23 protein-coding genes and 1 tRNA gene are annotated in these 24922 nt (G+C 72.3%); 10 read left to right on the top strand and 14 right to left on the bottom strand.

Features of this window, described 5'->3' with window-relative positions; all coding sequences use genetic code 11:
* The first annotated feature begins 11 nt into the window (after nt 1-11).
* Nucleotides 12-605: a LemA family protein gene (locus CGR01S_RS09915; RefSeq protein ID WP_042426021.1), complete on the top strand. Its 594-nt coding sequence runs from the start codon at nt 12-14 to the stop codon at nt 603-605.
* A 26-nt stretch (nt 606-631) separates the two neighbouring features.
* The gene (locus CGR01S_RS09920; RefSeq protein ID WP_042426024.1) at nt 632-1726 is read left to right on the top strand and encodes a M48 family metalloprotease; all 1095 of its coding nucleotides are present in this window, start codon (nt 632-634) and stop codon (nt 1724-1726) included.
* Between the two features lie 97 nt (nt 1727-1823).
* Here CGR01S_RS09920 and CGR01S_RS09925 read toward each other — a convergent pair.
* The 7 genes from CGR01S_RS09925 to CGR01S_RS09955 form a co-directional block, all read right to left on the bottom strand.
* Nucleotides 1824-1898: transfer RNA gene (locus tag CGR01S_RS09925), tRNA-Arg, on the bottom strand.
* A 111-nt stretch (nt 1899-2009) separates the two neighbouring features.
* The gene (locus CGR01S_RS09930) at nt 2010-5912 is read right to left on the bottom strand and encodes a translocation/assembly module TamB domain-containing protein (protein WP_042426027.1); all 3903 of its coding nucleotides are present in this window, start codon (nt 5910-5912) and stop codon (nt 2010-2012) included.
* Nucleotides 5913-6019: 107 nt separating this feature from the next.
* Entirely contained in the window at nt 6020-7882 is a 1863-nt protein-coding gene (locus CGR01S_RS09935) for an autotransporter assembly complex protein TamA (protein WP_042426030.1), read from the bottom strand.
* 5 nt (nt 7883-7887) lie between these two features.
* Nucleotides 7888-9075 carry a vWA domain-containing protein gene (locus CGR01S_RS09940; protein WP_042426034.1) on the bottom strand — a complete coding sequence of 396 codons (1188 nt, stop codon included), beginning with the start codon at nt 9073-9075 and terminating at the stop codon, nt 7888-7890.
* Between the two features lie 3 nt (nt 9076-9078).
* Nucleotides 9079-9696 (bottom strand): GNAT family N-acetyltransferase, encoded by a 618-nt coding sequence (locus tag CGR01S_RS09945; RefSeq protein ID WP_042426037.1) that lies wholly within the window; start codon nt 9694-9696, stop codon nt 9079-9081.
* 5 nt (nt 9697-9701) lie between these two features.
* A complete protein-coding gene (locus CGR01S_RS09950; RefSeq protein WP_042426040.1) occupies nt 9702-9932 on the bottom strand; it encodes a hypothetical protein in 231 nt (76 codons plus the stop codon).
* A 100-nt stretch (nt 9933-10032) separates the two neighbouring features.
* Nucleotides 10033-10887: an AAA family ATPase gene (locus tag CGR01S_RS09955; RefSeq protein ID WP_042426043.1), complete on the bottom strand. Its 855-nt coding sequence runs from the start codon at nt 10885-10887 to the stop codon at nt 10033-10035.
* 119 nt (nt 10888-11006) lie between these two features.
* On the opposite strand from CGR01S_RS09955, the gene CGR01S_RS09960 reads away from it, so the two are divergent.
* Nucleotides 11007-11669: a c-type cytochrome gene (locus CGR01S_RS09960; RefSeq protein WP_042426046.1), complete on the top strand. Its 663-nt coding sequence runs from the start codon at nt 11007-11009 to the stop codon at nt 11667-11669.
* Nucleotides 11670-11854: 185 nt separating this feature from the next.
* Here the strand turns inward: CGR01S_RS09960 and CGR01S_RS09965 are convergent, their stop codons facing one another.
* Nucleotides 11855-12289, bottom strand: coding sequence for a DUF1841 family protein (locus CGR01S_RS09965; protein ID WP_042426049.1), 435 nt, complete (start codon nt 12287-12289; stop codon nt 11855-11857).
* 84 nt (nt 12290-12373) lie between these two features.
* On the opposite strand from CGR01S_RS09965, the gene CGR01S_RS09970 reads away from it, so the two are divergent.
* From CGR01S_RS09970 to CGR01S_RS09985, 4 genes are all read left to right on the top strand, one after another.
* Entirely contained in the window at nt 12374-13012 is a 639-nt protein-coding gene (locus tag CGR01S_RS09970) for a LysE family transporter (protein WP_042426052.1), read from the top strand.
* 92 nt (nt 13013-13104) lie between these two features.
* Nucleotides 13105-13722: a nucleotide-binding protein gene (locus CGR01S_RS09975; RefSeq protein ID WP_042426055.1), complete on the top strand. Its 618-nt coding sequence runs from the start codon at nt 13105-13107 to the stop codon at nt 13720-13722.
* 54 nt (nt 13723-13776) lie between these two features.
* The gene (locus CGR01S_RS09980; protein ID WP_042426058.1) at nt 13777-14241 is read left to right on the top strand and encodes a MaoC family dehydratase; all 465 of its coding nucleotides are present in this window, start codon (nt 13777-13779) and stop codon (nt 14239-14241) included.
* A gap of 38 nt (nt 14242-14279) precedes the next feature.
* Nucleotides 14280-15227: a LysR family transcriptional regulator gene (locus CGR01S_RS09985; RefSeq protein ID WP_042426062.1), complete on the top strand. Its 948-nt coding sequence runs from the start codon at nt 14280-14282 to the stop codon at nt 15225-15227.
* Between the two features lie 3 nt (nt 15228-15230).
* Here CGR01S_RS09985 and trmL read toward each other — a convergent pair whose 3' ends face one another.
* Together trmL and CGR01S_RS09995 are read right to left on the bottom strand one after the other, a co-directional pair.
* The gene (gene trmL, locus CGR01S_RS09990; RefSeq protein ID WP_042426066.1) at nt 15231-15701 is read right to left on the bottom strand and encodes a tRNA (uridine(34)/cytosine(34)/5-carboxymethylaminomethyluridine(34)-2'-O)-methyltransferase TrmL; all 471 of its coding nucleotides are present in this window, start codon (nt 15699-15701) and stop codon (nt 15231-15233) included.
* 13 nt (nt 15702-15714) lie between these two features.
* Entirely contained in the window at nt 15715-16446 is a 732-nt protein-coding gene (locus CGR01S_RS09995; RefSeq protein ID WP_042426329.1) for a ComF family protein, read from the bottom strand.
* Nucleotides 16447-16499: 53 nt separating this feature from the next.
* Between CGR01S_RS09995 and CGR01S_RS10000 the strand changes: the two genes are divergently transcribed.
* On the top strand, nt 16500-17408 hold the full coding sequence (locus tag CGR01S_RS10000; protein ID WP_042426069.1) for a class I SAM-dependent methyltransferase: 909 nt from the start codon (nt 16500-16502) through the stop codon (nt 17406-17408).
* Between the two features lie 38 nt (nt 17409-17446).
* Here the strand turns inward: CGR01S_RS10000 and hpnE are convergent, their stop codons facing one another.
* Nucleotides 17447-18757, bottom strand: coding sequence for a hydroxysqualene dehydroxylase HpnE (hpnE, locus tag CGR01S_RS10005; protein ID WP_042426072.1), 1311 nt, complete (start codon nt 18755-18757; stop codon nt 17447-17449).
* An 11-nt stretch (nt 18758-18768) separates the two neighbouring features.
* On the bottom strand, nt 18769-19608 hold the full coding sequence (gene hpnD / locus CGR01S_RS10010; RefSeq protein WP_042426075.1) for a presqualene diphosphate synthase HpnD: 840 nt from the start codon (nt 19606-19608) through the stop codon (nt 18769-18771).
* 139 nt (nt 19609-19747) lie between these two features.
* Here hpnD and CGR01S_RS10015 point away from each other — a divergent pair, with 139 nt between their 5' ends.
* Together CGR01S_RS10015 and tsaD are read left to right on the top strand one after the other, a co-directional pair.
* Complete coding sequence (locus CGR01S_RS10015; protein WP_042426078.1) at nt 19748-21424, top strand: methyl-accepting chemotaxis protein; 1677 nt, start codon at nt 19748-19750, stop codon at nt 21422-21424.
* Between the two features lie 63 nt (nt 21425-21487).
* A complete protein-coding gene (tsaD, locus tag CGR01S_RS10020) occupies nt 21488-22543 on the top strand; it encodes a tRNA (adenosine(37)-N6)-threonylcarbamoyltransferase complex transferase subunit TsaD (RefSeq protein WP_042426083.1) in 1056 nt (351 codons plus the stop codon).
* Nucleotides 22544-22552: 9 nt separating this feature from the next.
* Here the strand turns inward: tsaD and CGR01S_RS10025 are convergent, their stop codons facing one another.
* A complete protein-coding gene (locus CGR01S_RS10025) occupies nt 22553-24244 on the bottom strand; it encodes a Na/Pi cotransporter family protein (RefSeq protein WP_042426086.1) in 1692 nt (563 codons plus the stop codon).
* A gap of 155 nt (nt 24245-24399) precedes the next feature.
* Nucleotides 24400-24921: a signal peptidase II gene (gene lspA / locus CGR01S_RS10030; RefSeq protein ID WP_042426090.1), complete on the bottom strand. Its 522-nt coding sequence runs from the start codon at nt 24919-24921 to the stop codon at nt 24400-24402.
* Nucleotide 24922 lies beyond the last annotated feature (1 nt).

The following is a 24922-nucleotide window of genomic DNA, read 5'->3' on the forward strand; positions in this document are numbered from 1 at the left end:
GGAGGGAAACCATGACGGCAAGCGGATGGATCATCGTGGGCGTGGCGGCGGCGACCGTGCTGTGGGCCATCGCGGCCTACAACCGGCTGGTGGAGCTGCGCAACCGCATCGCCAACGCCTTCGGCCAGATCGACGTGCAGCTCAAGCGCCGCCATGACCTGGTCCCCAACCTGGTGGAAGTGGCACGCGGCTACCTGCAGCACGAGGCCGCTACGCTGGAGGCCGTCATCCAGGCGCGCGGCCAGGCCCAGGGGGCGGCCGCCGCGGCGCGCACGGCGCCCACCAGCGCGGCCGCCATGGGCGCGCTGGCCGTGGCCGAAGGGGCGCTGGGCGGCAGCCTGGGGCGCCTCATGGCCGTGGCCGAGAACTACCCCGAGCTCAAGGCCGACGCCACCATGCGCCAGCTCAGCGAGGAGCTCACCAGCACGGAAAACCGCCTGGGTTTTGCGCGCCAGGCCTTCAACGACCAGGTGCTGGACTTCAACAACGCCGCCACCCGCTTCCCCGCGCTCATCGTGGCGCGGCTGCTGGGCTTTGCGCCCGCGCCCATGCTCGAGGCCACGCGCAGCGAGGCCGAGCGCGCCGCGCCCCAGGTCCGGTTCTGACGCAGCCCCACGCGGCGGCGCCGGCCATGCGTTTCTGGGACCAGCAGCACAGCGCCCGCGCCGAGACGCGCCGCCTGCTGCTGGCCTTTGCGCTGGCGGTGCTGCTGCTCGTGGCCGCCGTGCATGGCGCGCTGGTGCTGGCCTGGTGGCTCATGGCGCTGCTGCTGCCCGGGCACCTGCCGTTTCCCGCGGGCTTTCTCGCGGCCAACGTGGGTGTGTCCTTTCTGCTCATCTTGGGCGGCTGGTGGGTGGAGACGTCCAACCTGCGCGCCGGCGGCGTCCGGCTGGCGCGGCGCGTGGGCGCGCGCGAGCTGCGCCCTGCCGTCTCGCACGCCGAGCAGCGCCTGGCCAACGTCGTCGAGGAGCTGTGCATCGCCGCGCACATGCCGCGCCCCCAGGTCATGCTGCTGCCGCGCGCCGATGCCATCAACGCCTTTGCCGCGGGCTGGGACGCGCAGGACGCGGTGCTCGCCGTCACGCAGGGCGCGCTCGACTACCTCACGCGCGAGGAATTGCAGGGCATGGTGGCGCACGAACTCTCGCACCTGCACGAGGGCGACACGCGCCTGAAGATGCGCCTGGCGGGCATGGTGTTCGGCCTGGAGCTGGTGCACAACTTCGGCGAAGAGATGCGCGAGCACGCCGGCCTGTCGTGGTGGTTCGGCACGGCCATCATGCTGGCCGGGTTTGCCGGCTGGCTCGCCGGGCGCCTGCTCAAGGCGGCGGTCTCGCGCCAGCGCGAATTCCTGGCCGACGCGCGCGCCGTGCAATGGACGCGCAGCAAGGACGGCCTGGGCGGCGTGCTGCGCAAGGTCATGGCGCAGTGCGCAAACACCCCGCCCGGCTACGCGGAAAACCCCGACCGCATGGGCCTGGGCCACCCCTCGGTGCAGCACATGCTGTTGGTGGAGGCCGGCGGCGCCCACGGCCTGGAGCGCTGGCTCGACAGCCACCCCAGCCTGGCCGAGCGCGTGCGCCGGATCTACGGCCGCAGCATGGCCCCGCTCACGCCCCACCCGGTCAGCGTTGCGCCCGAGCCTGCAGCGTCCCACGGCGGGGGCGGTGCCCCGGGCGCGGTGCCGCTGGCCGCGCTGGTGGACCCGTTCGCGCGCCTGCCGTGAAGGCGCGGGCGCCGCAGCGCCGGGCAGCCTCCGCGGTCCGTGCCTGCTGCGGGCAAAGAAAAAGGCCGCACGTTCTTGCAACGGTGCGGCCTGGGCGTGGTCCCCCCGACAGGAATCGAACCTGTATCTAGCGCTTAGGAGGCACTCGTTCTATCCATTGAACTACGGGGAGGTGGCCGAGCATTGTAAGGGCAGGGCGCGGGCCGGCGGTGCGGCTGCCGGATGCTCTTGTTTGTATAGCTGCCTGCGCTTGTCCGGTAAGCGCTGCAGCCCATTTTGATGCTCAATCGTAGCGCACGGTAAAGACCAGGTCGATGGCGCTTTGCTCGCCGGTCTGACCGCGCAGGGTCAGGCGCTGGGACAGGTCGTAGAAGATGTACAGCGTGCCCATGACGCCCGAGAGGCTGCGCTCGTAGCTCAGGTACAAGTCCTGCGAGATGCGCTTGCCCAGCGTGAGGGCGGCGCTGCTGGCCTCGCTGCCCGCCTGCGGGCCTTTGATGCCCACTTCGTCCAGGCCCAGGCGCTGGGCGATGCGGCTGCCCGGGTCGCTGCCGCCGCCCAGCAGGGCCAGCGCGGCCTGCTGCATGAGGGCGGCCTCGGCGCCGCCGGCGGCCGCGCTGCGGCCCAGCACGACCCAGGAGAGCTTTTCCGCGTCGGGCAGGTCGGGGTCGGCGTACAGGCGCACCTGCGGCGCCCGGGCCGTGCCGCTGACCTGCACGCCCGCGCGCACGCGGATGTGCGGGCGCAGGGCCAGGATGTCGAGCTGCGGGTCGTCGTAGGGGCCGTTCCAGCGCAGCAGGCCGCTTTCCACGTCCAGCTCCTGGCCCCAGGCGCGGTAGCGGCCCTGCTCGGTGCGCACCTCGCCGGTGACGCGCGGCGGCGCCTGCGCGGCGCCGCTGCGCTGCAGCTCCAGGCGGCCGCTCAGGCGCGTGGTCAGGCCGTGGCCTTGCAGCGCGAAGTCCGGGCCCAGGTCCAGCGTGAGCGCGATGTCGGGGGCGCGCGCGGGCGCCACGCGGCCCGGCGCCGCGGGCGCGCCGCCCTGCCGCGGCGCGGCGCTGGTGTGCACGACCACGTCCGGGCCGAGCGCGGGCGCGCCGGCCTCGGGTAGCAGCAGGGTGGCGCGGTCGGCGCGCAGCGCGCCGCGCAGCGTGAACTGGCCGTCCTGCAACTGCGCGTGCAGGTCGCCCGAGACGCTGAGCTGCCGGTCCGCGCGCACCAGCAACTGCAGGGCCTGCGCCTGGGCGCGCAGGTCCAGGGCGATGCGGCCGTCCGCCCAGGACAACTGGCCCGTGCCGGCGAGGCGCCCGCCGTCGGCCGGGGCCGCCGTGCGGTTGCCGCTGTAGCCCGGGATGCGCGCGCGGCTGCCCGGGCCGCCGCGCCACAGCAGCTCGGTGATCTCCAGGCGCTCGCCCTGCAGGCGGGCGCGCAGGCGGCCGTCGCGCAGGTCCACGCCGTCGAGCACCGAGCGCACGGTGAACTGGTCGGCCGCGAGCTGGCCGTTCCAGCGCGGTGCGCTGCGCGTGCCCGAGAGGCGCGCGTCGGCCTGCAGGCTGCCGCGCACGCGCCAGCCCGGCGGGGCGAAGGCGGTCCACACGCCCAGGTCCGGCAGGTCGGCGCGCACCTGGCCGTCCAGGGGCGCGCCGGCGGGCCAGAGCCAGCCGCTGGCGCTGCGCTCCAGGCGCGTGCGCGCCTCGGCCTGCACGCGGCCTGCGCGCTCGCTGTCCCAGTGCAGGCGGGCGAGCAGTGCGTCGCCGTCGGCCTCGATCTGCAGCGCCGCCTGGCGCAGGCCGGCCGTGGCGGCGGGCGCGCTTACGGCGTTGGTGGCGGCGGCGTCGGCGGCGCTCAGGCGCAGGTCGCCGCTGGCGCGCTGCAGGCTGATGCGGGCGCGCAGGCTGCTGGCCGCGGCGATGTCCCAATGGCCGTCGAACACCAGGTCGCCCGCCAGGCCCAGGCGTGCGAGCGCGCCCGCCCCCCCGTCCGGGGCCCAGGCGTCAGCCCAGGCGAGCGGCAGGCCCTGCAGCGTGCCCTGGCTGCGCCACTGCGGCGCCCCGTCGGCGGCCTGGGCGTACTGCAGGGGCTTCCAGCGCAGCAGCGCGCTGCTGCCGGCGGGCGCGGGCGCGTGCAGGCGCGCTGCGCCCGCGCCCGCCTGCACCTGCAGGCGCGGCTGCGTCTGCAGCGCCAGGGCCAGCGGCCCGGCCAGTTCCAGGCGCCAGGGGGCGCGCGCGCCGGCGGGCGCGGCCTGGGCCTGCAGGGCGTCCAGCTCGGCCTGCCAGCGGCCGGCGCCCTGGGCCGTGGCGCTGGCGCGCAGTTGCAGGCGCGCCTGCTGCGCGCCCTGGCGCAGCGCGCCGTCGATCTCCACCTCGGCCCGGGGCAGGGTGGCGCGCAGGCTGGCGCGCGTCTCCAGCAGCTCGATGGCGGCGGCCGGCGCTGGCGGCTGCAGCCGCAGGCGCGGGCTGCTCCATTGCGCCTGCAGCGTGGCGCTGCCGGGGGGGCGGGCGGCGGCCTGCCAGGGCTGCTGCAGGGCCTGCCAGCCGCCCTGCCACTGCGCCTGCAGCGTGGCGCCCCCCTGCAGGCGCGTGGCCAGCAGGGGGGTGGGCAGGCCCTGCAGCAGCGGGCCGGGCAGGGCGGCAAGCCACTGCTGGGCCAGGGCGGCGTCCGCCAGTTGCAGGTCCAGGGCGCCGCTGCCGGTGTGCGCGGCGATGCTGCCGTCCAGCGCCAGCGTGGCGCCCGGCACGCGGGCCTGCACGCGGCCGCGGGCCTGGGGGGCGGCGGTGTCGATCTGCAGGGCCTGCGCCTGCAGCCGGGCCTGCAGGGCGGTGAGCTCCAGCCGGGCGAGGCTGAGCTGCGTGCCCTGCCAGCGGCCCTGGGCCGCCAGGTGCAGCGCGCCGGCGCGGCGCACGGCGGGCACGGGGCTGCGCAGGTCGGCGCTGAAGTCCACGCCGCCATCGGCCTGCAGGGCTGCGCTGGCGCTGCCGCTCACCGGGGCGGACGGGAACTGGCTGTGCCACTGCGCCGGGTCGATGCCGCGCACCTGCACCTGGCCCTGCAGCGCCTGGCGTGCGGGTGTGTAGCGGCCCTGGGCCGTGGCGCTGCCGCCGCCGGCGCGCAGGTGGGCGTGCTCCAGGGTCCAGGTGCCGTCCTGCAGGTGCGCCTGGGCCTGCAGCGCGGCCAGGGGCAGGCGCTGGCGGTCCCAGGGACCGGGGCGGGCGTTGCGCAGGTCGGCCTCGACCTGCCAGCCGTCGCCGTCCGCGGGGGCCAGCCGGGCGCTGCCGTCCAGTTGCGTGGCGGGCGCCTGGGGCCAGAGCGCGGCCAGGTCCAGGGCCTGCAGCGTGGCCTGGGCCTGCCGCAGGGGCTGCGCGGCCCAGGGGGCGATGTGCGCCTGCAGGTCGGCGTGCACGGGCGCCGCGGCCTGTGCTGCGCTGCGCACGCGCGCCTGCACGGCGACCTGCGCGTCGGCGCCGGCCAGCGTGCCCTGGGCCTGGGCCTCGGCCTCCCAGGGCCGGGCGGGGCCGGCGCCGGGCACGGCGGCCGCGACGCGGCCCTGCACGCGCGCCTGCAGCGCCAGGGGCGCGTGCGCCTGCAGCGTGGCCTGCAGGGCGTAGCGGCCCTGCGCGATGTCCAGGGTGGCGATGTCCAGGTGGTGCTGGCTGCCGTCATAGCGGTAGTGCGCGGCCAGGCCGCCGAGCTCCAGCGGGCGCGCGCCGGCCCAATGGATGCGCTGCACGCGCAGCGGCAGCTCCACGGGCAGCGGCAGCGTGAGTTGCTGCGGCGGCATGGGCGGCGCGGTGCTGGCGGCGGGCGGTGCGTCCTGCGGCGTGAGGGTCAGGCGCGCGGCCTGCAGCGTGCTGAACTGCAGGCGGCCCTGCAGCAGCGGCGCGAGCTGCCAGCGCAGTTCGGCGTCCTGCACCTGCAGCTCCAGCGTGGGGCTGCGCCAGCGCAGTGCGGCAATGCGCCCGCCCGCGCGCAGCGTGCCGTCCACGCCCTCAGCCTCCAGGGTCTGGTCCGCGGGCAGGGCGCGCGCGGCCCAGGCGAGCAGCGTGGCCAGCGAGCCCGGCGTGCCCGCCCACCACCACAGCCCCCCGGGCAGCGCGAGCAGGCCCAGGGCCAGTAGCGCGGCAGCGCGCGCCGCCCGGCGCCAGGGGCGGCGGGGCGGGGCAGCAGGGCGGGGTGGGTCGTGCGGGGGCATGTGCTTTCAAAAAGAGAGCGGCTGGCGCTTGATTCTCAAAGGATTGAAAATAAAAAGTACCTGAATTGCTTGTGAATGAAGCGCGAGAAGCTCATGTTTTGATAGCTTCAGAAACTGAAACCCAGCCGCAGGTGCAGGCGCAACTGGTGCGACTGCACGCCCCAGGCGAGGTCGGCCTGCAGCGGGCCCACGGGGCTGCGCCAGCGCAGGCCTGCGCCCAGGCCCACGCGCGCGCGCAGGGCGCCCGGGGTGTCGGCCACGGCGCCGGCGTCGATGAACACGGCGCTCTCGAAGTCCGTGCGGTTGCCGCGCAGCGTGACCGGGCGCTGCCACTCCAGGCTGCCCACGGCCAGGTAGCGCCCGCCGTAGAGCGTGCCCGCCTGGTCGCGCGCGGCGATGCTGCGGTAGCCGTAGCCGCGCACGGTGGTGTCGCCGCCGGTCAGGAAGAGCTGGGTCACGGGGATGTCCGCCGCCTTGCGCGCCAGCACGGCGCCGCCCTCCAGGCGCAGCGCCAGGCGGCTGCGGCGCTGCACGTTCTCGCCCAGGTCCACGCGGGCCAGAGGCACGAAGCCCTGCCAGCGCAGCAGCAGGCGCGCGAAGGGGTCGTAGCGCGGGTGCAGCGTGCTGCCCAGGCCGCTCTCCAGGGCCAGGCCCCAGCCGCGCGTGGGCGCCGTGGCCTGGTCGAAGCGGCGCGCCGTCCAGCCGTGGTTCAGGCTCAGCGCGCTGCTGCGCGGCGGTGCGCCCGGGCCCTGGCTGCTGGCGGTGTCGCTCTGCAGGTAGAGGCTGCGGGTGATGCGTTCGTCCTCGCGCGTGCTGCCGGCGCGCAGGCGCGTGCTGTTCACGTCGTAGCTGCCCGTGGCCTCGCGCTGCAGCAGCGCGCTGGCAAACCAGCGCCAGCCATTGGCCTGCGGCAGGCCGCTCCAGGCGCTGGAGAGGCGCTGCTGCGTGCGGTCCAGCGCCACCTGGCTGAGCGCGCGCCAGCCCAGGCCCGGCAGACGGTTGTGCGTGTGGTCCAGCGACAGGCGCGCGCCGCTGTCGGTGGACAGGCCCGCGCCCAGCACCAGCTTTTGCAGCGGCGCATCGCGCACCTGGGCGATGACGGGGGCGGCCTGCGGGTCGGGCGCCGCGGTGTCCAGCGTGAGGAAGACGGAGTCGTAGTAGCCGCTGGCGGCCAGGCGCTGCTGGGCGTCGAGCAGCAGCGCCGCGCTGTAGTCGGCGTCCGCGGGCAGGCGGGCGATGCGCTCGGCGCCCAGCGGGTCGTAGCGCGTGCTGCCGTGCACCTGCAGTGCGCCCAGGCGGTAGGCGGGCCCGGTGGCGTAGCGCACGCTCAGGTGTGCCTGGGCCGGGTCGGCGGCGATGTCGGCGCGGCTGTCGGCGATGCGCGCCGTGGGGTAGCTGCGCGCCTGGAGCTGGCGCAGGCCCTCGGCCTTGGCTGCGTCCCAGCCCTGCTGGGTGAAGGGCGTGCCCGGCGGCAGGCTCCAGGCGCCGGCGATCTGCGCCTGGCGGTGCGCGCGCTGCGCATCGTCTGCGGGGCCTTCGAGCGTGATGTCGGCGCGGGCCACCTGCGTGCGCGCCCCGGGCGTGACCTGCACGGTGATGGCGGGCAGGGCGCCGGGCGCGGGCGCCGGCTGCGTGGTGATGCGGATGGCGGGACTGAAGTAGCCCAGCGTGGCCAGCAGTTCGCGCGCATTGCCTTCGGCGGCGGTGGCCAGGCGCTCGCGCTCGCTGGCCTGCAGGTCCGGCAGGTGGCGAAAGCGCTGCAGTTCCAGGTGGCGCAGCAGGTAGGCGCGCAGGGACTCGTCATGTGCGTCCACCTGCAGGGTGAAGGCGGGGCTGGGGGCGTCTTCGGCGGGCGCCGCAGGCGCTGCGCCGCGGCGCAGCGCGCAGCCGGTGGTCGTGCCCAGGGCCAGGGCCAGCAGCAGAAACCACAGCGCCGGCCACCGGGCCGGCGCCGCGTGGGGTGGGGTCATGCAGGCTATTTTGACAAAAGCCGCATGGTTTCCTCGAGGCCTTTGAGTGACAAAGGGTACATGCGGTGGCCCAGGAGCTGCTGGATGATGCTGATGCTCTGGCGGTACTGCCACACGCCCTGCGGCTCGGGGTTGATCCAGGCGAACTTGGGGAAGGCGTGCGTGAGGCGCTGCAGCCACTCGGCGCCCGCTTCCTCGTTGTTGTATTCCACGCTGCCGCCGGGCTGCAGGATCTCGTAGGGACTCATGGTGGCGTCGCCCACGAAGATCAGCTTGTAGTCCTTGTTGTACTTGCGGATGATGTCCCAGGTCGGGAACTTCTCGGCAAAGCGGCGGCGGTTGTTCTTCCACATGAAGTCGTAGACGCAGTTGTGGAAGTAGTAGAACTCCAGGTGCTTGAACTCGCTTTTCACGGCGGAGAACAGCTCCTCGACGCGCTGGATGTGCTCGTCCATGGTGCCGCCCACGTCCATGAGCAGCAGCACCTTCACGTTGTTGTGGCGCTCGGGCACCATCTTGATGTCGAGGTAGCCGGCGTTGGCCGCCGTGCTGCGGATGGTGTCGGGCAGGTCGAGTTCGAGCTCGTGGCCCTCGCGCGCGAACTTGCGCAGGCGGCGCAGCGCCACCTTGATGTTGCGCGTGCCCAGCTCCTGCTGGTCGTCGTAGTCGCGGTAGGCGCGCTGCTCCCAGACCTTGACGGCGCTCTTGTTCTTGCCAGCGCCGCCGATGCGCACGCCCTGCGGGTTGTAGCCGCCGTGGCCGAAGGGGCTGGTGCCGCCCGTACCTATCCACTTGCTGCCGCCTTCGTGGCGGCCCTTTTGCTCTTCCAGGCGCTTTTTCAACGTCTCCATGAGCTCGTCCCAGCCCATCTTCTCGATGGCGGCCTTCTCCTCGGGGCTGAGTTCGCGCTCCAGCACCTGGCGCAGCCAGTCGGCCGGGATCTCCTTGGTGAAGTCGGCCAGCATCTCCACGCCCTTGAAGTAGGCGGCAAAGGCGCGGTCGAACTTGTCGAAGTGCTTTTCATCCTTGACCAGCGCGGTGCGCGCCAGGAAGTAGAAGTCGTCCAGGCTCCAGGCGTCCTCTGACTTGGGGCCCACCACGCCGGCCTGCAGGGCTTCGAGCAGGCCCAGGAACTCCTTGACGGACACCGGCAGCTTGGCCGCGCGCAGGGTGTAGAAAAAGTCGATCAGCATGTTTCAGGTCTCCAGCGCCCGTCCATCCTGCGTATGGCGCTGCAAAAGATAGAGCAGCTGCGCGCGGGCCTCGGGCCATTCGCCGGCGCGCATGCTGTACATCACGGTGTCGCGGATGGTGCCGTCGCGGCGCAGCGCATGGCCGCGGATCACGCCGTCCTTGCGCGCGCCCAGGCGCTCGATGGCGCGCTGCGAGGCGAAGTTGAAGTTGTCCGTGCGCCAGCCCACCACATGGCATTGCAGCGTGTCAAACGCATGGCCCAGCAGCAGCAGCTTGGCCGTGGTGTTCACATGCGTGCGCTGCACGCTCGCGGCGTACCAGGTGTAGCCGATCTCCACGCGGCGCACGGCGGGGAGGATGTCGTGGTAGCTCGTCGTGCCCAGCACGCGGCCCGTGGCGGCGTCGAGCACGGCAAAGGCGAAGCGGCTGCCCTGCTCGCGCATGGCCAGCGCCGTCTCGATGTAGGCGCGCGTGTCCTGCGGTTCGGGCACGGAGGTGACGCGCAGCCGCCACAGCGCGCCATCGGCGGCGGCGGCGGCCAGGCCCGCCTCGTGCGCCAGGGCCAGGGGCTCCAGGCGCACGCCGCGGTCCTGCAGCACGACGGGCTCGACAAAGGCCATGGCGGTTACTCCGCGTCCTGCGGCTTGCGCGCGGCGCGCCAGCGGCGCGCCGCCTGCAGCCCGCCGCCGCCGCCCAGGCCCACGAGCACGATGCCCAGCAGGCTGGCCGTGCCGTAGCCTTCGTGGAAGATGTCCAGGCCCAGCAACAGGCCCAGCCAGTAGCCCGCCAGGGCGCCGCCCAGGAAGCCTGCGGCGTCGGTGAGGCCTTCCATCAATAATCGGTTTGCTGTGGTCATGGGATCAGTCCAGGTTTGCGGCCGGCCCGCCGCCGGGCCGCCCCAAGGCGGGCCAGCCCCCCTGGGGGGCAGCGACCCGTGCAACGGCGGAGCGTGGGGGTCATCGATTCCTCTGGTTCATGAAGACCAGCTTCTCGAACAGGCTCACGTCCTGCTCGTTCTTGAGCAGCGCGCCCACCAGCGGCGGCACGACGATCTTCTGGTCACCGCTGTGCAGCGCCTCGGGCGGGATGTCCTCGGCCACCAGCAGCTTGAGCCAGTCGAGCAGCTCGCTGGTGGAGGGCTTTTTCTTCAGGCCCGGCAGGTTGCGCACGTCGTAGAAGGTCTTCATGGCCGCGCTCAGCAGCTCGCTCTTGAGCGTGGGGAAGTGCACGTCCACGATCTGGCGCATGGTGTCGGCCTCGGGGAACTTGATGAAGTGGAAGAAGCAGCGGCGCAGGAAGGCGTCGGGCAGCTCCTTCTCGTTGTTCGAGGTGATGAACACCAGCGGGCGGTGCTTGGCACGGATGAGCTCGCGCGTCTCGTAGCAGTAGAACTCCATGCGGTCGAGCTCGCGCAGCAGGTCGTTGGGGAATTCGATGTCGGCCTTGTCGATCTCGTCGATCAAGAGCGCCACGGGCCGCTCGGCCGTGAACGCCTGCCACAGCACGCCCTGCACGATGTAGTTGCGGATGTCCTTGACGCGCTCGCTGCTGTGTTCGTCGTTCAACTGGCTGTCACGCAGGCGGCTCACCGCGTCGTATTCGTACAGGCCCTGCTGCGCCTTGGTGGTGGACTTGATGTGCCACTGCAGGAGCGGCATGTCCAGCGCCTGGGCCACTTCCTCGGCCAGCATGGTCTTGCCCGTGCCGGGCTCGCCCTTGACGAGCAGGGGGCGCTTGAGCGTGATGGCGGCGTTGACCGCCAGCATCAGGTCCTGGGTGGCGACGTAATTCTGGGAGCCTTGGAATTTCATGAAATTTAATGCAGTTTCGTTGACAAATAGACTTGACAAGTGCTGGCTATAATCTTTGCAGCGCCGCGACTCCAGGGCACGGCCCCGGGGTTTCCATCCACGAAGATTGTGCTCGCAAAATGAAAAAGACGCTTCTCACGTTGGCCGCTCTGGCTGTCGCATGCGGGACCGCCGCCACCCATGCCCAGGACATCGCGGGCAACGCCCAGGCTGGCGAGCAGAAAAACGCCATGTGCATCGGCTGCCACGGCATTGTGGGCTACCAGTCCAGCTTTCCCGAGGTGCACCGTGTGCCCATGATCTCCGGGCAGAACGCCGGCTACCTCGTGGCCGCGCTGCAGGCCTACCAGAAGGGCGAGCGCAAGCACCCCACCATGCGCGGCATCTCCGTGAGCCTGAGCGCGCAGGACATCGCCGACCTGGCGGCCTTCTACGCCCAGCAGGGCCAGGGCGCCGAGCCGCCCGCCACCCCCAGCCGCCAGCCCAGCCCGCAGGTGGCGGCGCTGCTGCAAAAGGGCGCCTGCGTCTCCTGCCATGGCGACAACTTCGCCAAGCCCATCGACCCCTCCTACCCCAAGATCGCTGGCCAGCACGCGGACTACCTGTACGTGGCGCTCAAGTCCTACCAGGCCCAGCCCGGCCAGCACTACGTGGGGCGCGGCAACCCGGTCATGGGCGGGGTGGCGTCGCAGTTCACCCACGCCGAACTCAAGGCCCTGGCGCAGTACATCGGCAAGCTCGACGGCGATCTGCGCGTGGTGCCGCAGTCGCGTTTCCGCTGAAAGCAAGCGCACCGCCCTTCAGGCGCTGCGCGCAGGGGAACGCAGCCTTCGCGGCGGGCTTGCCCTGGCCTGGGCCCGTTTCATGCCGCGTGGGTGGGGTGCAGTGCCCCAGATCGCTGATACGCGGTTTTGAGGCCTGTGGCGCCCGCAGACAGGGCGCCAGCAGCTATTGAAAGAATAGCGTTTCAGTCCCGCGTGGCCAGGCGTTGCACCTGCGCCACGTAGGCCTCGCCGTCGGGCGCGCGCCCGGCGCGCTGGGCCTCCCAGAGCATCTGGCCCAGGCAGTCCATGGCCGCGTGGTGCGCGTCGTGCAGTGAATCCAGCCTTCTGGCGAGCAATTCCACCGCCTGGCGGATGCCGCGCGGCTGGTCGATGCTGCACTGCTCGCTGATCGACAGGTGCATGGACAGGTGCAGGAACGGGTTGGTGCGGCCCGGCGCCTCGTCGTAGTTGCGCGCCAGGGCGGCGTCCACGTCGGCCAGCTCGGCGTGGTACTCGGGGTGCTCGGCGATCCACAGGCTGGCCAGGGTTTCTATGGCCTCCATGGGGCTGCCCGCCAGTGCCTTGGCGTGTGTGGCACAGAAGAAGCGGCGGACGTCGGCTTGGCTGGGCTGGAACATGCGGGCAGTGTAGTGCGTTGCAGCACGCGCGGGGCGGGGTTGCTAAGATGTCCGGCTCGCAGCATCGCATTTCCCGCGTACACCATGGACCTCCATACCTGGCTCGCATTTCTCGCCGCTTCCTGCCTGATCGCGGTTTCGCCCGGCTCGGGGGCCGTGCTTTCCATGAGCCATGGCCTGAACTACGGCGTGCGCAAGACCGGGGCCACCATCCTGGGCCTGCAGCTCGGCCTGTTGCTGGTGCTGGTGATCGCCGGGGCCGGCGTGGGCTCCTTGCTGCTGGCGTCGGAGACGGCCTTCGGCGTGGTCAAGGTTCTGGGCGCGTGCTACCTCATCTGGGTGGGCCTGAGCCAATGGCGCGCAGGCGCCGCCGCGCCGCAGCAGGCGCAGGGGGAGGACGGCAGCGGCACCTGGCAGCGGCGCTGCCTCACGGGCTTTCTGACGAACGCCACCAACCCCAAGAGCATCGTCTTCATGGTCGCCGTGCTGCCCCAGTTCCTGACGCCCGCGCGCCCGCTGTGGACGCAGCTCCTGGTGCTCGCGGCCACCTCCGTGGCGGTGGACGTGGTGGTCATGCACGGCTATGCCGCGGGCGCCAGCCAGTTGCGCCGCTTCCTGCAGAGCGCGCGGGCGCTGCGCATGCAGAACCGCGTCTTCGGCGGCCTGCTCATGGCCGTGGGGGCCGGGCTGTTCTTTGTGCGGCGCAGTGCGCAAAGTGTTTGAATGCTATAGGTTGGATAGCTGCTGGCGCTTGCTGGGTAAGCGTTAGAGGCCTGTTTGATGCACAGTGGCGCGCTGGCGCCAGGAGGTGAACCATGCCGGTGCTCGTCGTCGCCAATCCCAAGGGGGGTGTGGGCAAGTCCACGCTGGCCACGCAGGCGGCCGGCTACTGGGCGCGCCAGGGCCATGCGGTCGCCCTGGGCGATGCCGACCGCCAGCAGTCCTCCCGCCTGTGGCTGGGCCTGCGCCCGCCGCAGGCGCGTGCCATTGCGCTGTGGGATGCGGGGGCCGACCTCATCACGCGGCCGCCGCGCGCCTGCACGCACGCCGTGCTCGACACCCCCGCAGGCCTGCAGGGCTGGCGCCTGAGCGACGCGCTCAAGCTCGCCGACAAGGTCATCGTGCCGCTGCAGCCCAGCCTGTTCGACATCTACGCCACGCGCGCCTTCCTCGATGAGCTGGCCGCGCACCGCCGCGCCGGGCGCCTGCAGGTGGGCATCGTGGGCATGCGCGTGGATGAGCGCACGCGCGCGGCCGAGCAGTGGCAGCATTTCGTCTCCACCCTGGGCCTGCCCGTGCTGGGGGCGCTGCGCAGCACGCAGAACTACGTGCAGCTCGCGGCGCACGGCCTCACGCTGTTCGACCTGGCGCCGGGCCGCGTGGCGCGCGACCTGGAGCAGTGGCAGGGCATTGGCCAGTGGCTGGACGCATGAGGCGCTGTCACCTGCCCGACAAGCGGGGCGCGGGGGCGGCGCTACATTGGCCGCATGAAAACCTTTCGCTCCTACTCCGAAGTCAGCGCCAGCGTAGGCCAGGAAGTGGCCGTCACCGACTGGATCACCATCACGCAAGAGCAGGTCAACCAGTTTGCCGAGGCGACGGGCGACCACCAGTGGATCCATGTGGACCCCGAGCGCGCCAAGGCCGGGCCGTTCGGCGCGCCCATTGCGCATGGTTTTCTCACGCTGTCGCTGATTCCGCGCTTCTTCGAGATGGGCATCCACATCGAGGGCGCGCGCATGGGCGTGAACTACGGTCTCAACCGCGTGCGCTTCACCGCGCCGGTGCCCGTGGGCAGCCGCCTGCGTGCGCGCCTGCTGCTGCAGGCCACCGAGTCGCTGCCGCCCGACGGCCTGCAACTGCAGTGGCTGGTGACCGTGGAGCGCGAGGGCTCGGAAAAGCCCGCCTGCGTGGCCGAATCGCTCTCGCGCGTCTACGGCGCGCCCGCCTGACGCCTCTGCCGCACACCGCGGCCGCGGGGGCCTGAGCCATGGACCGCCTGCAGGCCATGCGGGTGTTCGCCCGCGTCGTGGACGAGGGCAGCTTTGCCGCGGCGGCGCGCGCGCTCGACATGTCGCCGCCCGTGGTCACGCGCCTGGTGGCCGACCTGGAGCAGCACCTGGGCACGCGCCTGCTGCAGCGCACCACGCGCAAGCTGGCGCTCACCGACGCGGGCCAGCGCTACCTCGAGCGCGTGCGCGCCATCCTTTTCGACATCGACGACGCCGAGGCCAGCGCCGCGGCCAGCGCGCGCGAGCTGCGCGGCCACCTGCACGTGCTGGCCACGCCGGTGCTCGCCACGCACTTCCTCGCGCCGCTGGTGGCGCCGTGGCGGGCGCGCTACCCGCGCCTGCTGCTGGACATCGCCACCGACAACCAGGCCACGGCGCGTGTGGAGGAGTTCGACCTCACCTTCATGGTCGTGCCCGAGGACTATGACGGCAACATCGTCGCGCGCCCGCTGTTCCAGGGCGAGGCCATCGTCGTGGCCGCGCCTGCCTACCTGCAGCACGCCGGGCTGCCGGGCACGCCGGCCGAGCTGGCCCGGCACCAGTACCTGCGCGACAGCGGCGTGGCGGCGCGCACGCAGTTCGGCCGCAAGCTCCACCTGCGCCACGTGCAGGGCGCACACCCGGCGCAGGAGGTGGACATGCCGCAGGTGGTGCTGCAGTCCGTGAGCACCGAGCTGCTGCTGCGCGCCGCGCTCGACGGCGTGGGCGTGGCGGTGATGGCGCGCCTGCTGGTCGAGCCCTACCTGGCCAGCGGCGCGCTGGTGCACCTGCTGCCCGACTGGATGTTCGCGCGCTACACCGTGTACGCGGCCCTGCCCACGCGGCGCATGGTGCCCGCGCGCACCAAGGCCTTTCTCGATTTCGTCACCGAGCAGGTGCCCCAGGCCGTGGCGCAGCGGCGCGTCGCGGCGGCGCCGGCCGGATGAGGCTCAGGCCGCGCCGGCAAAGCCGTTCTGGCGCCAGGCCTCGAACACCGTCACCGCCACGGCGTTGGACAGGTTGAGGCTGCGCTGGCCCGGCTGCATGGGCAGGCGCAACTGCTGCTGCGGCGCAAACGCCGCCTGCAGCGCCGGCGGCAGCCCGCGCGACTCGGCGCCAAACACCAGCCAGTCTCCCGGCGCAAAGCGCGTGCCGTAGACCTGGCCCGTGCCCTGGGTCGTCAGGGCGAACATGCGCGCGCGCTCGGGCTGCTGCGACTGCAGCAGGGCGTTCCAGTCGGCGTGGCGCAGCACCGTGGCGTACTCGTGGTAGTCCAGCCCGGCGCGGCGCATCAGGCGGTCTTCCATGGAAAAGCCCAGCGGCTCGACCAGGTGCAGCGTGCAGCCCGTGTTTGCCGCGAGGCGGATCACATTGCCCGTGTTGGGCGGGATCTCGGGTTCGACCAGAACGATGTGGAACATGCCGCGTATTGTCTCAGTCCGCCCCGGCCGGCGGCGTGCGCGCCAGCACCAGGGCCGAAACCTGCGCCGCCCCCGCCTGGCGCAGCGCCAGCGCGGCCGCCTGCAGCGTGGCGCCCGTGGTCATCACGTCGTCCACCAGCAGCACCTGGCGGCCTTGCAGCGCAGGGGCACGCAGCGGCTCCACGGCCAGCGCTCCGGCCAGGTTGCGCAGGCGCTGCGCTCGCGCCAGGCCGCTTTGCGCCGGGGTGTCGTGCAGGCGCAGCAGCAGGGCGGCATCGGTCTTGCGCGCGCCCAGCTGGCGCGCCAGCAGCAGCGACTGGTTGAAGCCGCGTGCGCGCAGGCGTTCGCGCGACAGCGGCACGGGCACCAGCACATCGGCGGCGTCCAGCAGCGGCCCGGCCCAGGGCGTGCTGGCCATCAGCCCCGCGAGCATGGCCGCCCAGCCCGGGTCGGCGTGGAACTTGAACTGCGCGAGGATGCCGTCCCAAGGCCAGGCGTAGTCCACGGCGGCCACGCAGGTCTGCAGCGCCAGCGGGGCCTGCAGGCAGGCGCCGCAGCGCAGGCCGGGCGCCGGCAGGGGCAGGGCGCAGCCCGTGCAGCGCGGCCGCGGCTGCGCAAAGCGGGCCGCGCAGGCATCGCACACGCGCTGTGCCGGCCAGGCGCGGCAGATGGCGCATTGGCTCGGCAGGTGCGCCAGCACGCGCTGCCCGGCAGCGCGCCACCCATGGGCATCAGGGGTATGCATGATCGTGTCCAATATAGGGCAAACCATGGCGCTGCTGCGCCCCCCGTGCCCCCATGACCACCGAACGACCGCCCACCATCGACCCGGCTGCCGCCTTGCGCTGGCACCGCGCTGCCCCCGCCACCTCCCCCTGGCTGCACGAGGAGGTGGCGCGCCGCATGGAGCAGCGCCTGCAGTGGATACGCCAGGCGCCCGCGGCCTGGTGCCACTGGGAGCCGGTGCGCGGCGGCCTGCAGGCGCACGCCCTGCTGCGCGCGCGCTATCCGCAGGCGCCGTGCCACGTGGTCGAGACCACGCCCCGGCGCCAGGCCTTCGCCGCGCAGGCGCTGATTCCGGCGTGGTGGAGCGCAGAGCGCTGGAAGGGCGGCGCCGTGCGTTTCGAGGCGCCCGCCCCCGGCGCCGTGCAAATGCTCTGGGCGAACATGCAGTTGCACATGGCGGCCGACCCGCAGGCGCTCATCGCCCAATGGCAGCAGGCGCTGAGCGCCGATGGCTACCTCATGTTCTCGTGCCTGGGGCCCGATACGCTGCGCGAGCTGCACGCGCTCTACGCCGCGCTGGGCTGGCCGCCGCCGGCCCATGCCTGCACCGACATGCACGACTGGGGCGACATGCTGCTGGCACACGGCTTTGCCGAGCCCGTGGTGGACATGGAGCACATCACGCTCACCTTCCCCAGCGCCGCGCGCCTGCTGCAGGAGCTGCGCGAACTCGGCGGCAACCTGCACCCCGGCCGCTTTGCCGGCCTGCGCGGACGCCGCTGGAAGCAGCGCCTGGAGCAGGCCCTGACCGAGCGCCTGGCGCGGCCCGAGCATGGCGGGCAACTGGCGCTGACCTTCGAGATCATCTACGGCCACGCCTACAAGCCCCTGCCGCGCAAGCCGGGCGTGCCGGTGGCGGATGAGTCCGCCGTCTCGCTGCAGGACATGCGCGCCATGCTGCGCGGCAACCGGCAGCGCTGAGCGCAGAGGCCTGCGCCGCGGCGTGCCGGTGTCCCCTTTCACCCGGCAAGTGCCCGCGCCGCCTGCACGCCGCTGCGCACCGCGCCTTCCAGCGTCGCCGGGTAGGGGCCGGCGATGTAGTCCCCGCAGGCCCACAGGCCGGGGGCGATGGCCGCTCCGGGCCGGCGCAGGCCTGGGGTGCAGGCGAAGGTCGCGCGCTTTTCCACCACCGTCTGCACCACCTCGGCCTGCAGCAGGGCGAGCTGGCTGCGCGCCTGGGCCAGCACCTGGTGCTCCAGCCGTGCGCGCTCGCCCTGGCTGGTGCTCACGACAAAGGCCAGCAGGCCCGGCGGCCCGCCCAGCACGCCGCGGTCGAAGACGAACTGCGCCGGCGCCTGGGCGTGGCTGGGCAGTGCCAGCATGGGCCGCGCCAGCGTGCGCCCGCCGGCGCCCGGCACGGCCTGCACATAGACCGTGGCAATGGACTCGAAGCGCAGCGCCTGGGTGGCGCCAGCCCAGTCGCACAGCGGCACGATGAGCGCGCCGGGCGCCGTCTGCGCGCACTGCGAGACCAGCCGCGCTGCCTCGGTGCTGGCGGTGGCCAGCAGCACGGCGTCGAAGGCTGCGCCGTCCACCAGCCAGCCCTGGCCCTGGGGCGCGGCGGCCAGGGCCTGCACGCGCCGCCCGGTTTCCAGGTGGGCGCCGCGCGCCTGCAGCCAGCGTGCGGCGGCATCAGGGAACAGCGCTCCCAGGTCCTGGCGCGGTAGCAGCAGGTCGCTGCCGCCGCGTGCGCCGAACAGGCTGTCCTGCAGCACGCGCAGGAACACCTGGCCGCTGGCCTGCGCTGCCGGGGTGTTGAGCGCGGCCACGCACAGCGGGTCGATGAAATCCTCGCGCAGCCGCGCGGGCAGCTCGGCGCACAGGTCGGCCACGCTGGCGTGCTCTGCACAGGCAAAGCCCGCGCGCTGCCAGGCGCGGGCGGTGCGCAGCAGCGCCCATTTGTCGCTCCAGCGCCAGCCGCGCGCGCGCACGATGCCCCACAGGGCGTTCCAGGGCGCCGGGGCGCTGGGCAGTTGCAGACCGCTGCCGCCGGGCTGGCACAGGGCCAGCGGCAGGCGCAGCAGGGCGGCCGGCACGTCCACGCCGGCCAGTTGCATGCAGCGCAAGGTCTCGGTGTAGGCGCCGATCAGGATGTGCTGGCCGTTGTCCAGCAGCAGCGCCGTGCCGTCCGGCCGCGCAAGCGGCAGGCCGCGCGCGCGCCCGCCCACGCTGCGGGCCGCTTCGAAGATGCGGACCTGGTGGCCGGCGGCGACCAGCTCCAGGGCCGCAGCCAGGCCGGCCCAGCCGGCACCGATGAGGGCAATGCGCATGGTGCCTGCGCTCACATGCGCCCGAGGGCCTGCATCTTCCACGCCAGCCAGAACTTGCGCAGTGGCGTGAGGCTGATGCGCTGGTGTAGCACCTGGAAGTCTTCGTCCTCGATCTCGCGCAGCAGCGTGCGGTAGATGCTGGCCATCATCAGGCCGGGCTTCTGGCTGCGACGGTCGGCCAGGGGCAGCAGGGCCAGGGCCTCGTCGTAGAGGCGGTGCGCGCGCTCGGCCTGGAAGCGCATCAGGGCGGTGAAGCGCTCGGAGTATTCGCGCTGCAGGATCTCGTGCGCCTTCACGTCGAAGCGCTGCAGCTCGTTCACCGGCAGGTAGATGCGCCCGCGCATGGCGTCCTCGCCCACGTCGCGGATGATGTTGGTCAGTTGCAGGGCCTGGCCCAGCGTGTGGGCGTAGCGCGTGGTGGCCTCCTGCGTCTGGCCGAAGATGCGCGCCGCCACCTCGCCCACCACGCCGGCCACCAGGTGGCAGTAGCGCTGCAGGCCGGGGTAGTCCAGGTAGCGCGTCTGCTCCAGGTCCATCTGGCAGCCTTCGATGACGGCCAGCAGGTGGCGCGGCTCGATCTGGTAGGTGTCCACGTGCGGCATCAGCGCCTGCGTGACCGGGTGCGTGGGCTGCCCGCGGAAGGCCTGGGCCACTTCGCCCTGCCACCAGGCCAGCTTGCGCTGCGCCACACTGGCGTCGGCGACTTCGTCGACCACGTCGTCCACGGCGCGGCAAAAGGCGTAAAAGGCCGTGATGGCCGCGCGCCGGGGCCGCGGCAGGAACAGGAAGGCGTAATAAAAACTGCTGCCCGAGGCGGCGGCCTGTTGCTCGACGTACTGGTCCGGAGTCATGGGGGACGATTGTCCCATGCCCCCGCGCCTGCGCCGGCGGGGCCGGCTGCGCACAAAGACCCAGCGCCTCGCTGGGGTGTCCGGAGCGCGGACGGCAGCGGTTACCATTTGAGACTTATAAGTCTTTTGCCTTGATGCTATGTGGAACAACCTGCGGATCACCCAGCGATTCATCCTGGTACTGAGCTTTTTCTGGCTGTCGGGCGCGGCGGTGATTGCGGTCAGCTACTGGGGCCTGTATTCGGCGCGCGATAGCCTCAAGACCCTGCATGACCATTCCATGGCCTTGGCGCTGCGCGCCAACGACCTGGCCGATCTGACGGTGCAGAACCGCCTGCAGGTGCTGCTGGCGTTCCAGCATGCGCCCGACAGCCCATTGGCGGCCATCCACCAGCATCCGGTCGATGAGCACCTGGCGGCCGTGGCGGCCAACCGCGAAAAGGTGCTGCAGGCCGTGCAGTCCATCAATGCGGCCATCACCGACCCCGAGGAAAAGAAGATCGCGGCCGACATCCATACCGCACGCAACGCCTGGGTGGCCAAGCTCGATGAGGCCACCAAGGCCGTGCAGGCCGGGCAGTTCAGCCCGGAGGTGATGGCCGCCTTCCTGGCCGCAGGGCGCACCGAGGGCGAGGCGGTGATCCGCAGCGTGCAGCGCTTTCGCGATTACCAGGTGCAGCGCGCCGATGCGTCCTACAAGGAGGGCCAGCGGCGCTATGACATCGGTTTGATCATCTTCTTCATCGCCACCTTCCTGCTGGGCCTGCCCGGGTCGGCGCTGGGCTTCCTGCTGCTGGCGCGCATGGTGCGCGGCTTTCGGGCGGCCAATGCCGCGGCTGCGGCCATTGCCGCCAGCGACCTGGCCCACCCCATCGCGCATGAGGGCAAGGACGAGATCGGCGTGATGCTCACGCAGATGGAGACCATGCGCAGCAACCTCAACCGCATCGTCAGCCAGGTGCACGAGGGTGCCGACACCATCGCCGGCGCCGCGACGCAGGTGGCCACGGGTACGCTCGACCTGTCCTCGCGCACCGAGCAGCAGGCCAGCGCGCTGGAGCAGACGGCCTCGGCCACGGAGCAGCTCTCGGGCACCGTACAGCACAACGCCGACAACGCCGCCCAGGCCAGCCAGCTCGCCGCGGCGGCCACGGGCGTGGTGCACCGCGGCGGCGCCGTGGTGGGGCAGGTGGTGCAGACCATGGAGGCCATCAACACCTCCTCGCGCAAGATCGTGGACATCATCGGCGTGATCGACGGCATCGCCTTCCAGACCAACATCCTGGCCCTCAATGCCGCCGTGGAAGCGGCGCGTGCGGGCGAGCAGGGGCGGGGCTTCGCCGTGGTGGCCAGCGAGGTGCGCTCCCTGGCCGGGCGCAGCGCCGAGGCCGCCAAGGAGGTCAAGGCGCTCATCACCGACTCGGTGGAGAAGGTCGGCATCGGCACCGAGCAGGTCGCCCAGGCCGGCGCCACCATGCAGGAAATCGTCGACGGCATCCAGCGCGTGGCCGACATCGTCGGCGAGATCGCCTCGGCCAGCCGCGAGCAGTCCCTGGGCCTGTCGCAGATCAACCAGGCCGTGGCGCACCTGGACGGCGTGACGCAGCAGAACGCCGCCCTGGTCGAGGAGACCTCGGCCGCGTCCAGCGCGCTGCAGGACCAGGCCCGCCACCTGGCCGCTTTGGCCGGCACCTTCCAGCTCGAGCGCGGCGCCAAGCTGCGCACTGCCCAGGCCGCAGCCCCCGTGGCGGCGGGCGGGCAGCCGTCCGCGGCCGCCGCCTTGGGCGCGGCGCAGCCGCGCGCCCTGGGACAGTAAGCACTCTGCGGCTTACCCCTTCCCGCATGCGGGAAGGGCGCAGGCCCTACACTGGGCGCCACCATGGTCGGACAAGCAGAACAGTGCGTGCTGGGCATAGAGTCCTCGTGCGATGAAACCGGCGTGGCGCTGGTGCGCACGCAGGGCGCGGGCGTGCCCGCGCTGCTGGCGCACGCCCTGCACAGCCAGATCGACATGCACCAGCCCTACGGCGGCGTGGTGCCCGAGCTGGCCAGCCGCGACCACATCCGCCGCGTGCTGCCGCTCACCGACGCCGTGCTGGCCGAGGCCGGCGCTACGCTGGCCGAAGTGGACGTGGTGGCCTACACGCGCGGCCCCGGCCTGGCGGGCGCGCTGCTCGTGGGGGCGGGCGTAGCCGCGGCGCTGGCCTGCGCCCTGGGCAAGCCGGTGCTGGGCGTGCACCACCTCGAGGGGCATCTGCTCTCGCCCTTTCTGAGCAGCGATCCGCCGCAATTCCCCTTCGTGGCCCTGCTGGTGTCGGGCGGGCACACCCAGCTCATGCGTGTGGACGGCGTGGGCCGCTACACCCTGCTGGGCGAAACCATCGACGACGCGGCCGGCGAGGCCTTCGACAAGTCCGCCAAGCTGCTGGGCCTGGGCTATCCGGGCGGGCCGGCGCTGGCGCGTCTGGCCGAGTTTGGCGACCCCACGGCCTATGCGCTGCCGCGCCCGCTGCTGCACAGCGGCAACCTGGACTTCTCCTTTGCCGGCCTCAAGACGGCCGTGCTCACCCAGGCGCGCAAGATCGAGGGCGCGCCCTGCGAGCAGCCGCGCGCCGACCTGGCGGCGAGTACGCAGGCGGCCATCGTCGAGGTGTTGGTGAAGAAATCGCTCAAGGCCCTGGACGCCACGGGCCTGGCGCGCCTCGTGGTGGCCGGCGGCGTGGGCGCCAACCGCCTGCTGCGCGAGCAGCTCGATGCGGCCTGCGCCCGGCGCGGCGTGCGCGTGCACTACCCCGAGCTGCACCTGTGCACCGACAACGGCGCCATGATCGCGCTGGCCGCGGCCATGCGCCTGCAGGCCGGACTGGAGCAGCCGCGCCGCGACTACGCCTTCGACGTCAAGCCGCGCTGGCCCCTGGACGCCATCGGCGGCTGAGACTGCGGCTCAGGCCGGCGGGCGCGGTGCGCCCGCGGAGCGCCGCGCGGGTGCGGCGTCTTCGGTGCGCAGGCGGCTGGGGGCGAGCACGCCCGCGGTCTCCAGGATGGGGTAGGCCATGGAGCACAGCAGCGAGTTGATGCGCTTGAGCTCGCTCAGCAGGTCGATGTGCAGCGAGCTCGTCTCTATGCTTTGCACCGAGCGGTCGGCCAGGCGCTCCAGGTGTGCCGTGGCGTAGTCGCGCTCCAGGTCGCGAAAACGCACCTTCTCTTCGAGCAGGCGCTGCGCGTCGCGCACATCGCCGCTCAGGAACACCCCCATGGCCAGGCGCAGATTGCCCTGCAGGCGGGCGTGCAGCTCGCTGATCTCCTGCATGCCGGCCTCGGAGAACTGAAAACCCTTCTTGATCTTCTTGTCTTCGATGTCGATGAGCACGCGCTCGATGATGTCGCCGATCTGCTCCATGTTGATGGTGAAGCCGATGATCTCGGTCCAGCGCCGGCCCTCGCGCTCGTCGAGCTCGGCGCGCGAGAGCTTGGTCAGGTAGTACTTGATGGCCGAGTAGAGCTCGTCCACCGAATCGTCGAGCCGGCGCAGCTCGGCCGAGAGCTGGAGGTCGTCGGTGCGGATGACGGTGTGCATGCCCACGAGCATGGTCTCGACCAGGTCGGCCTGGTGCAGGGCCTCGCGCGCGGCGCAGGAGATGGCCAGCGAGGGCATGGCCAGCGCCGAGGGGTCCAGGTGGTGCGGGCGCAGTGGGCTCTTGCGCGCCGGGTCCTGCTCGGGGATGAGTCGCGCCATGGCCTGCGCCACCCATTGCGTCAGGCCGATGAAGCCCAGGCTGATGACCACGTTGTAGCCCAGGTGGAACAGCACCACGCTGGCGGCGGCGTCGCCGATCAGGGGGTGCGCATGGCGCAGCCACAGGCCGATGAAGGGCGCCACCAGGGCCACGCCCAGCACCTTGAAGGCCATGTTGCCCAGGGTCACCTGGCGCACCTCGGCCGGGGTCTTGAGCGTGGTCAGCACGGCCAGCAGGCCGCTGCCCAGGTTGGCGCCCAGCACCAGGCCGAAGGCCACCTCGATGGGCACCACATGCGCGGCCGCCATGGCCGCGATGAGCAGCACCACGGCCAGGCTGGAGTAGGAGACCACGGCCAGCGTGGCGCCCACGGCCAGCTCGGTGGGCAGGTCGCTGGTGATGCTGCCCAGGAGCTGGCGCACCATGGGCGCGGCCAGCAGGGGTTCGCTCGCCTCCATCACCAGGCGCAGCGCCAGCAGGATCAGCCCCAGGCCGATGAGCACGCGCCCCACGCGCCCCGTGGTGCTCTCCTGGCGCGCCAGGAACAGCACCACGCCCACGAAGATGCACAGCGGCGAGAGCCAGGACAGGTCGGTGGAGAACAGCACCGCCATGAGCGCCGTGCCCACGTCGGCCCCGCGCATGACGGCCAGCGCCGCGGGCAGGGTGATCAGGCCCTGGCCCACGAAGGACGAGGTCATCAGGGCCGTGGCCGTGCTCGACTGCACCAGCGCGGTCACGCCGATGCCCGAGAGCGCGGCCGTGAAGCGGTTGCCCATGCTGCGCGCCAGCAGGCCGCGCAGCTTGGCGCCAAACACCCGCAGCACGCCGGTGCGCACGAGGTAGGTGCCCCAGACGAGCAGGGCAATGGCGGCCAACAGGTTGAGCAGGTGCTTCATGGGGGGTGCGGGGTCTCCTGGACGGGGGCGGGCCGGGCCACAGGGCCGCGGGCGCGCTGGCGATGGAAAACCTTACAGCATACCGGTAAATGGCGGTGCCTGCCCGGCGCGCCGCCTATGCTGGCACACGACCTGGGGTTGTTGGGCGTGCGGCCTCAGCGTGTGCCGCGCACGCGCAGCAGCTCGTCGAGCACCAGGCAGGCCGCACCCACGGTGATGCCCGCGTCGGCGATGTTGAAGGCCGGGAAATGCCCGCCCGGGAACATGCCGGCCAGAAAGGCCCAGTGGAAGTCCAGCATGTCCACCACGTAGCCGTGCAGCAGCCGGTCCAGCACATTGCCCACGGCGCCGCCCAGGATGCTCGAGAGCGCGAACGCAAAAAGCCTTTGCCCCGGGTGCTGGCGCAATTGCCAGACGATGAACACCGCCGCCGCCACGCCGATGCCGGTGAACAGCCAGCGCTGCCAGCCTCCGGCCGAAGCCAGGAAGGAGAACGCCGCCCCGGTGTTGTGCGCGCGCACGATATTGAAGAAGCTGGTGACGTGCGTGGCGTCGCCGAGCTGGTAGTAGCCCAGGATCAGTGTCTTGGTGAACTGGTCCAGGAGCAGGATGAGCAGCGCCCAGCCCAGCCAGGGCCAGACGCTGGCGCGTGCGCCCGCTGCGGTGGTGCGCGCCATG

The sequence above is a fragment of the Comamonas granuli NBRC 101663 genome (genome assembly GCF_000739995.1).
Classification (GTDB): domain Bacteria; phylum Pseudomonadota; class Gammaproteobacteria; order Burkholderiales; family Burkholderiaceae_C; genus Simplicispira; species Simplicispira granuli.

Bases quoted from the DNA above. Each gene is read 5' to 3' on its own strand.
- CGR01S_RS10025 (WP_042426086.1), bottom strand. From the start codon at position 24,244: ATGAAGCACCTGCTCAACCTGTTGGCCGCCATTGCCCTGCTCGTCTGG.
- CGR01S_RS09975 (WP_042426055.1), top strand. From the start codon at position 13,105: ATGCCGGTGCTCGTCGTCGCCAATCCCAAGGGGGGTGTGGGCAAGTCC.
- CGR01S_RS09940 (WP_042426034.1), bottom strand. From the start codon at position 9,075: ATGCTGATCGACTTTTTCTACACCCTGCGCGCGGCCAAGCTGCCGGTG.
- CGR01S_RS09930 (WP_042426027.1), bottom strand. From the start codon at position 5,912: ATGCCCCCGCACGACCCACCCCGCCCTGCTGCCCCGCCCCGCCGCCCC.
- CGR01S_RS09945 (WP_042426037.1), bottom strand. From the start codon at position 9,696: ATGGCCTTTGTCGAGCCCGTCGTGCTGCAGGACCGCGGCGTGCGCCTG.
- CGR01S_RS09955 (WP_042426043.1), bottom strand. From the start codon at position 10,887: ATGAAATTCCAAGGCTCCCAGAATTACGTCGCCACCCAGGACCTGATG.
- CGR01S_RS09920 (WP_042426024.1), top strand. From the start codon at position 632: ATGCGTTTCTGGGACCAGCAGCACAGCGCCCGCGCCGAGACGCGCCGC.
- CGR01S_RS09970 (WP_042426052.1), top strand. From the start codon at position 12,374: ATGGACCTCCATACCTGGCTCGCATTTCTCGCCGCTTCCTGCCTGATC.
- tsaD (WP_042426083.1), top strand. From the start codon at position 21,488: ATGGTCGGACAAGCAGAACAGTGCGTGCTGGGCATAGAGTCCTCGTGC.
- CGR01S_RS09965 (WP_042426049.1), bottom strand. From the start codon at position 12,289: ATGTTCCAGCCCAGCCAAGCCGACGTCCGCCGCTTCTTCTGTGCCACA.
- CGR01S_RS09980 (WP_042426058.1), top strand. From the start codon at position 13,777: ATGAAAACCTTTCGCTCCTACTCCGAAGTCAGCGCCAGCGTAGGCCAG.
- CGR01S_RS10000 (WP_042426069.1), top strand. From the start codon at position 16,500: ATGACCACCGAACGACCGCCCACCATCGACCCGGCTGCCGCCTTGCGC.
- CGR01S_RS09960 (WP_042426046.1), top strand. From the start codon at position 11,007: ATGAAAAAGACGCTTCTCACGTTGGCCGCTCTGGCTGTCGCATGCGGG.
- hpnE (WP_042426072.1), bottom strand. From the start codon at position 18,757: ATGCGCATTGCCCTCATCGGTGCCGGCTGGGCCGGCCTGGCTGCGGCC.
- trmL (WP_042426066.1), bottom strand. From the start codon at position 15,701: ATGTTCCACATCGTTCTGGTCGAACCCGAGATCCCGCCCAACACGGGC.
- CGR01S_RS09935 (WP_042426030.1), bottom strand. From the start codon at position 7,882: ATGACCCCACCCCACGCGGCGCCGGCCCGGTGGCCGGCGCTGTGGTTT.
- CGR01S_RS09950 (WP_042426040.1), bottom strand. From the start codon at position 9,932: ATGACCACAGCAAACCGATTATTGATGGAAGGCCTCACCGACGCCGCA.
- CGR01S_RS09915 (WP_042426021.1), top strand. From the start codon at position 12: ATGACGGCAAGCGGATGGATCATCGTGGGCGTGGCGGCGGCGACCGTG.
- hpnD (WP_042426075.1), bottom strand. From the start codon at position 19,608: ATGACTCCGGACCAGTACGTCGAGCAACAGGCCGCCGCCTCGGGCAGC.
- CGR01S_RS09985 (WP_042426062.1), top strand. From the start codon at position 14,280: ATGGACCGCCTGCAGGCCATGCGGGTGTTCGCCCGCGTCGTGGACGAG.
- CGR01S_RS09995 (WP_042426329.1), bottom strand. From the start codon at position 16,446: ATGCATACCCCTGATGCCCATGGGTGGCGCGCTGCCGGGCAGCGCGTG.
- lspA (WP_042426090.1), bottom strand. From the start codon at position 24,921: ATGGCGCGCACCACCGCAGCGGGCGCACGCGCCAGCGTCTGGCCCTGG.
- CGR01S_RS10015 (WP_042426078.1), top strand. From the start codon at position 19,748: ATGTGGAACAACCTGCGGATCACCCAGCGATTCATCCTGGTACTGAGC.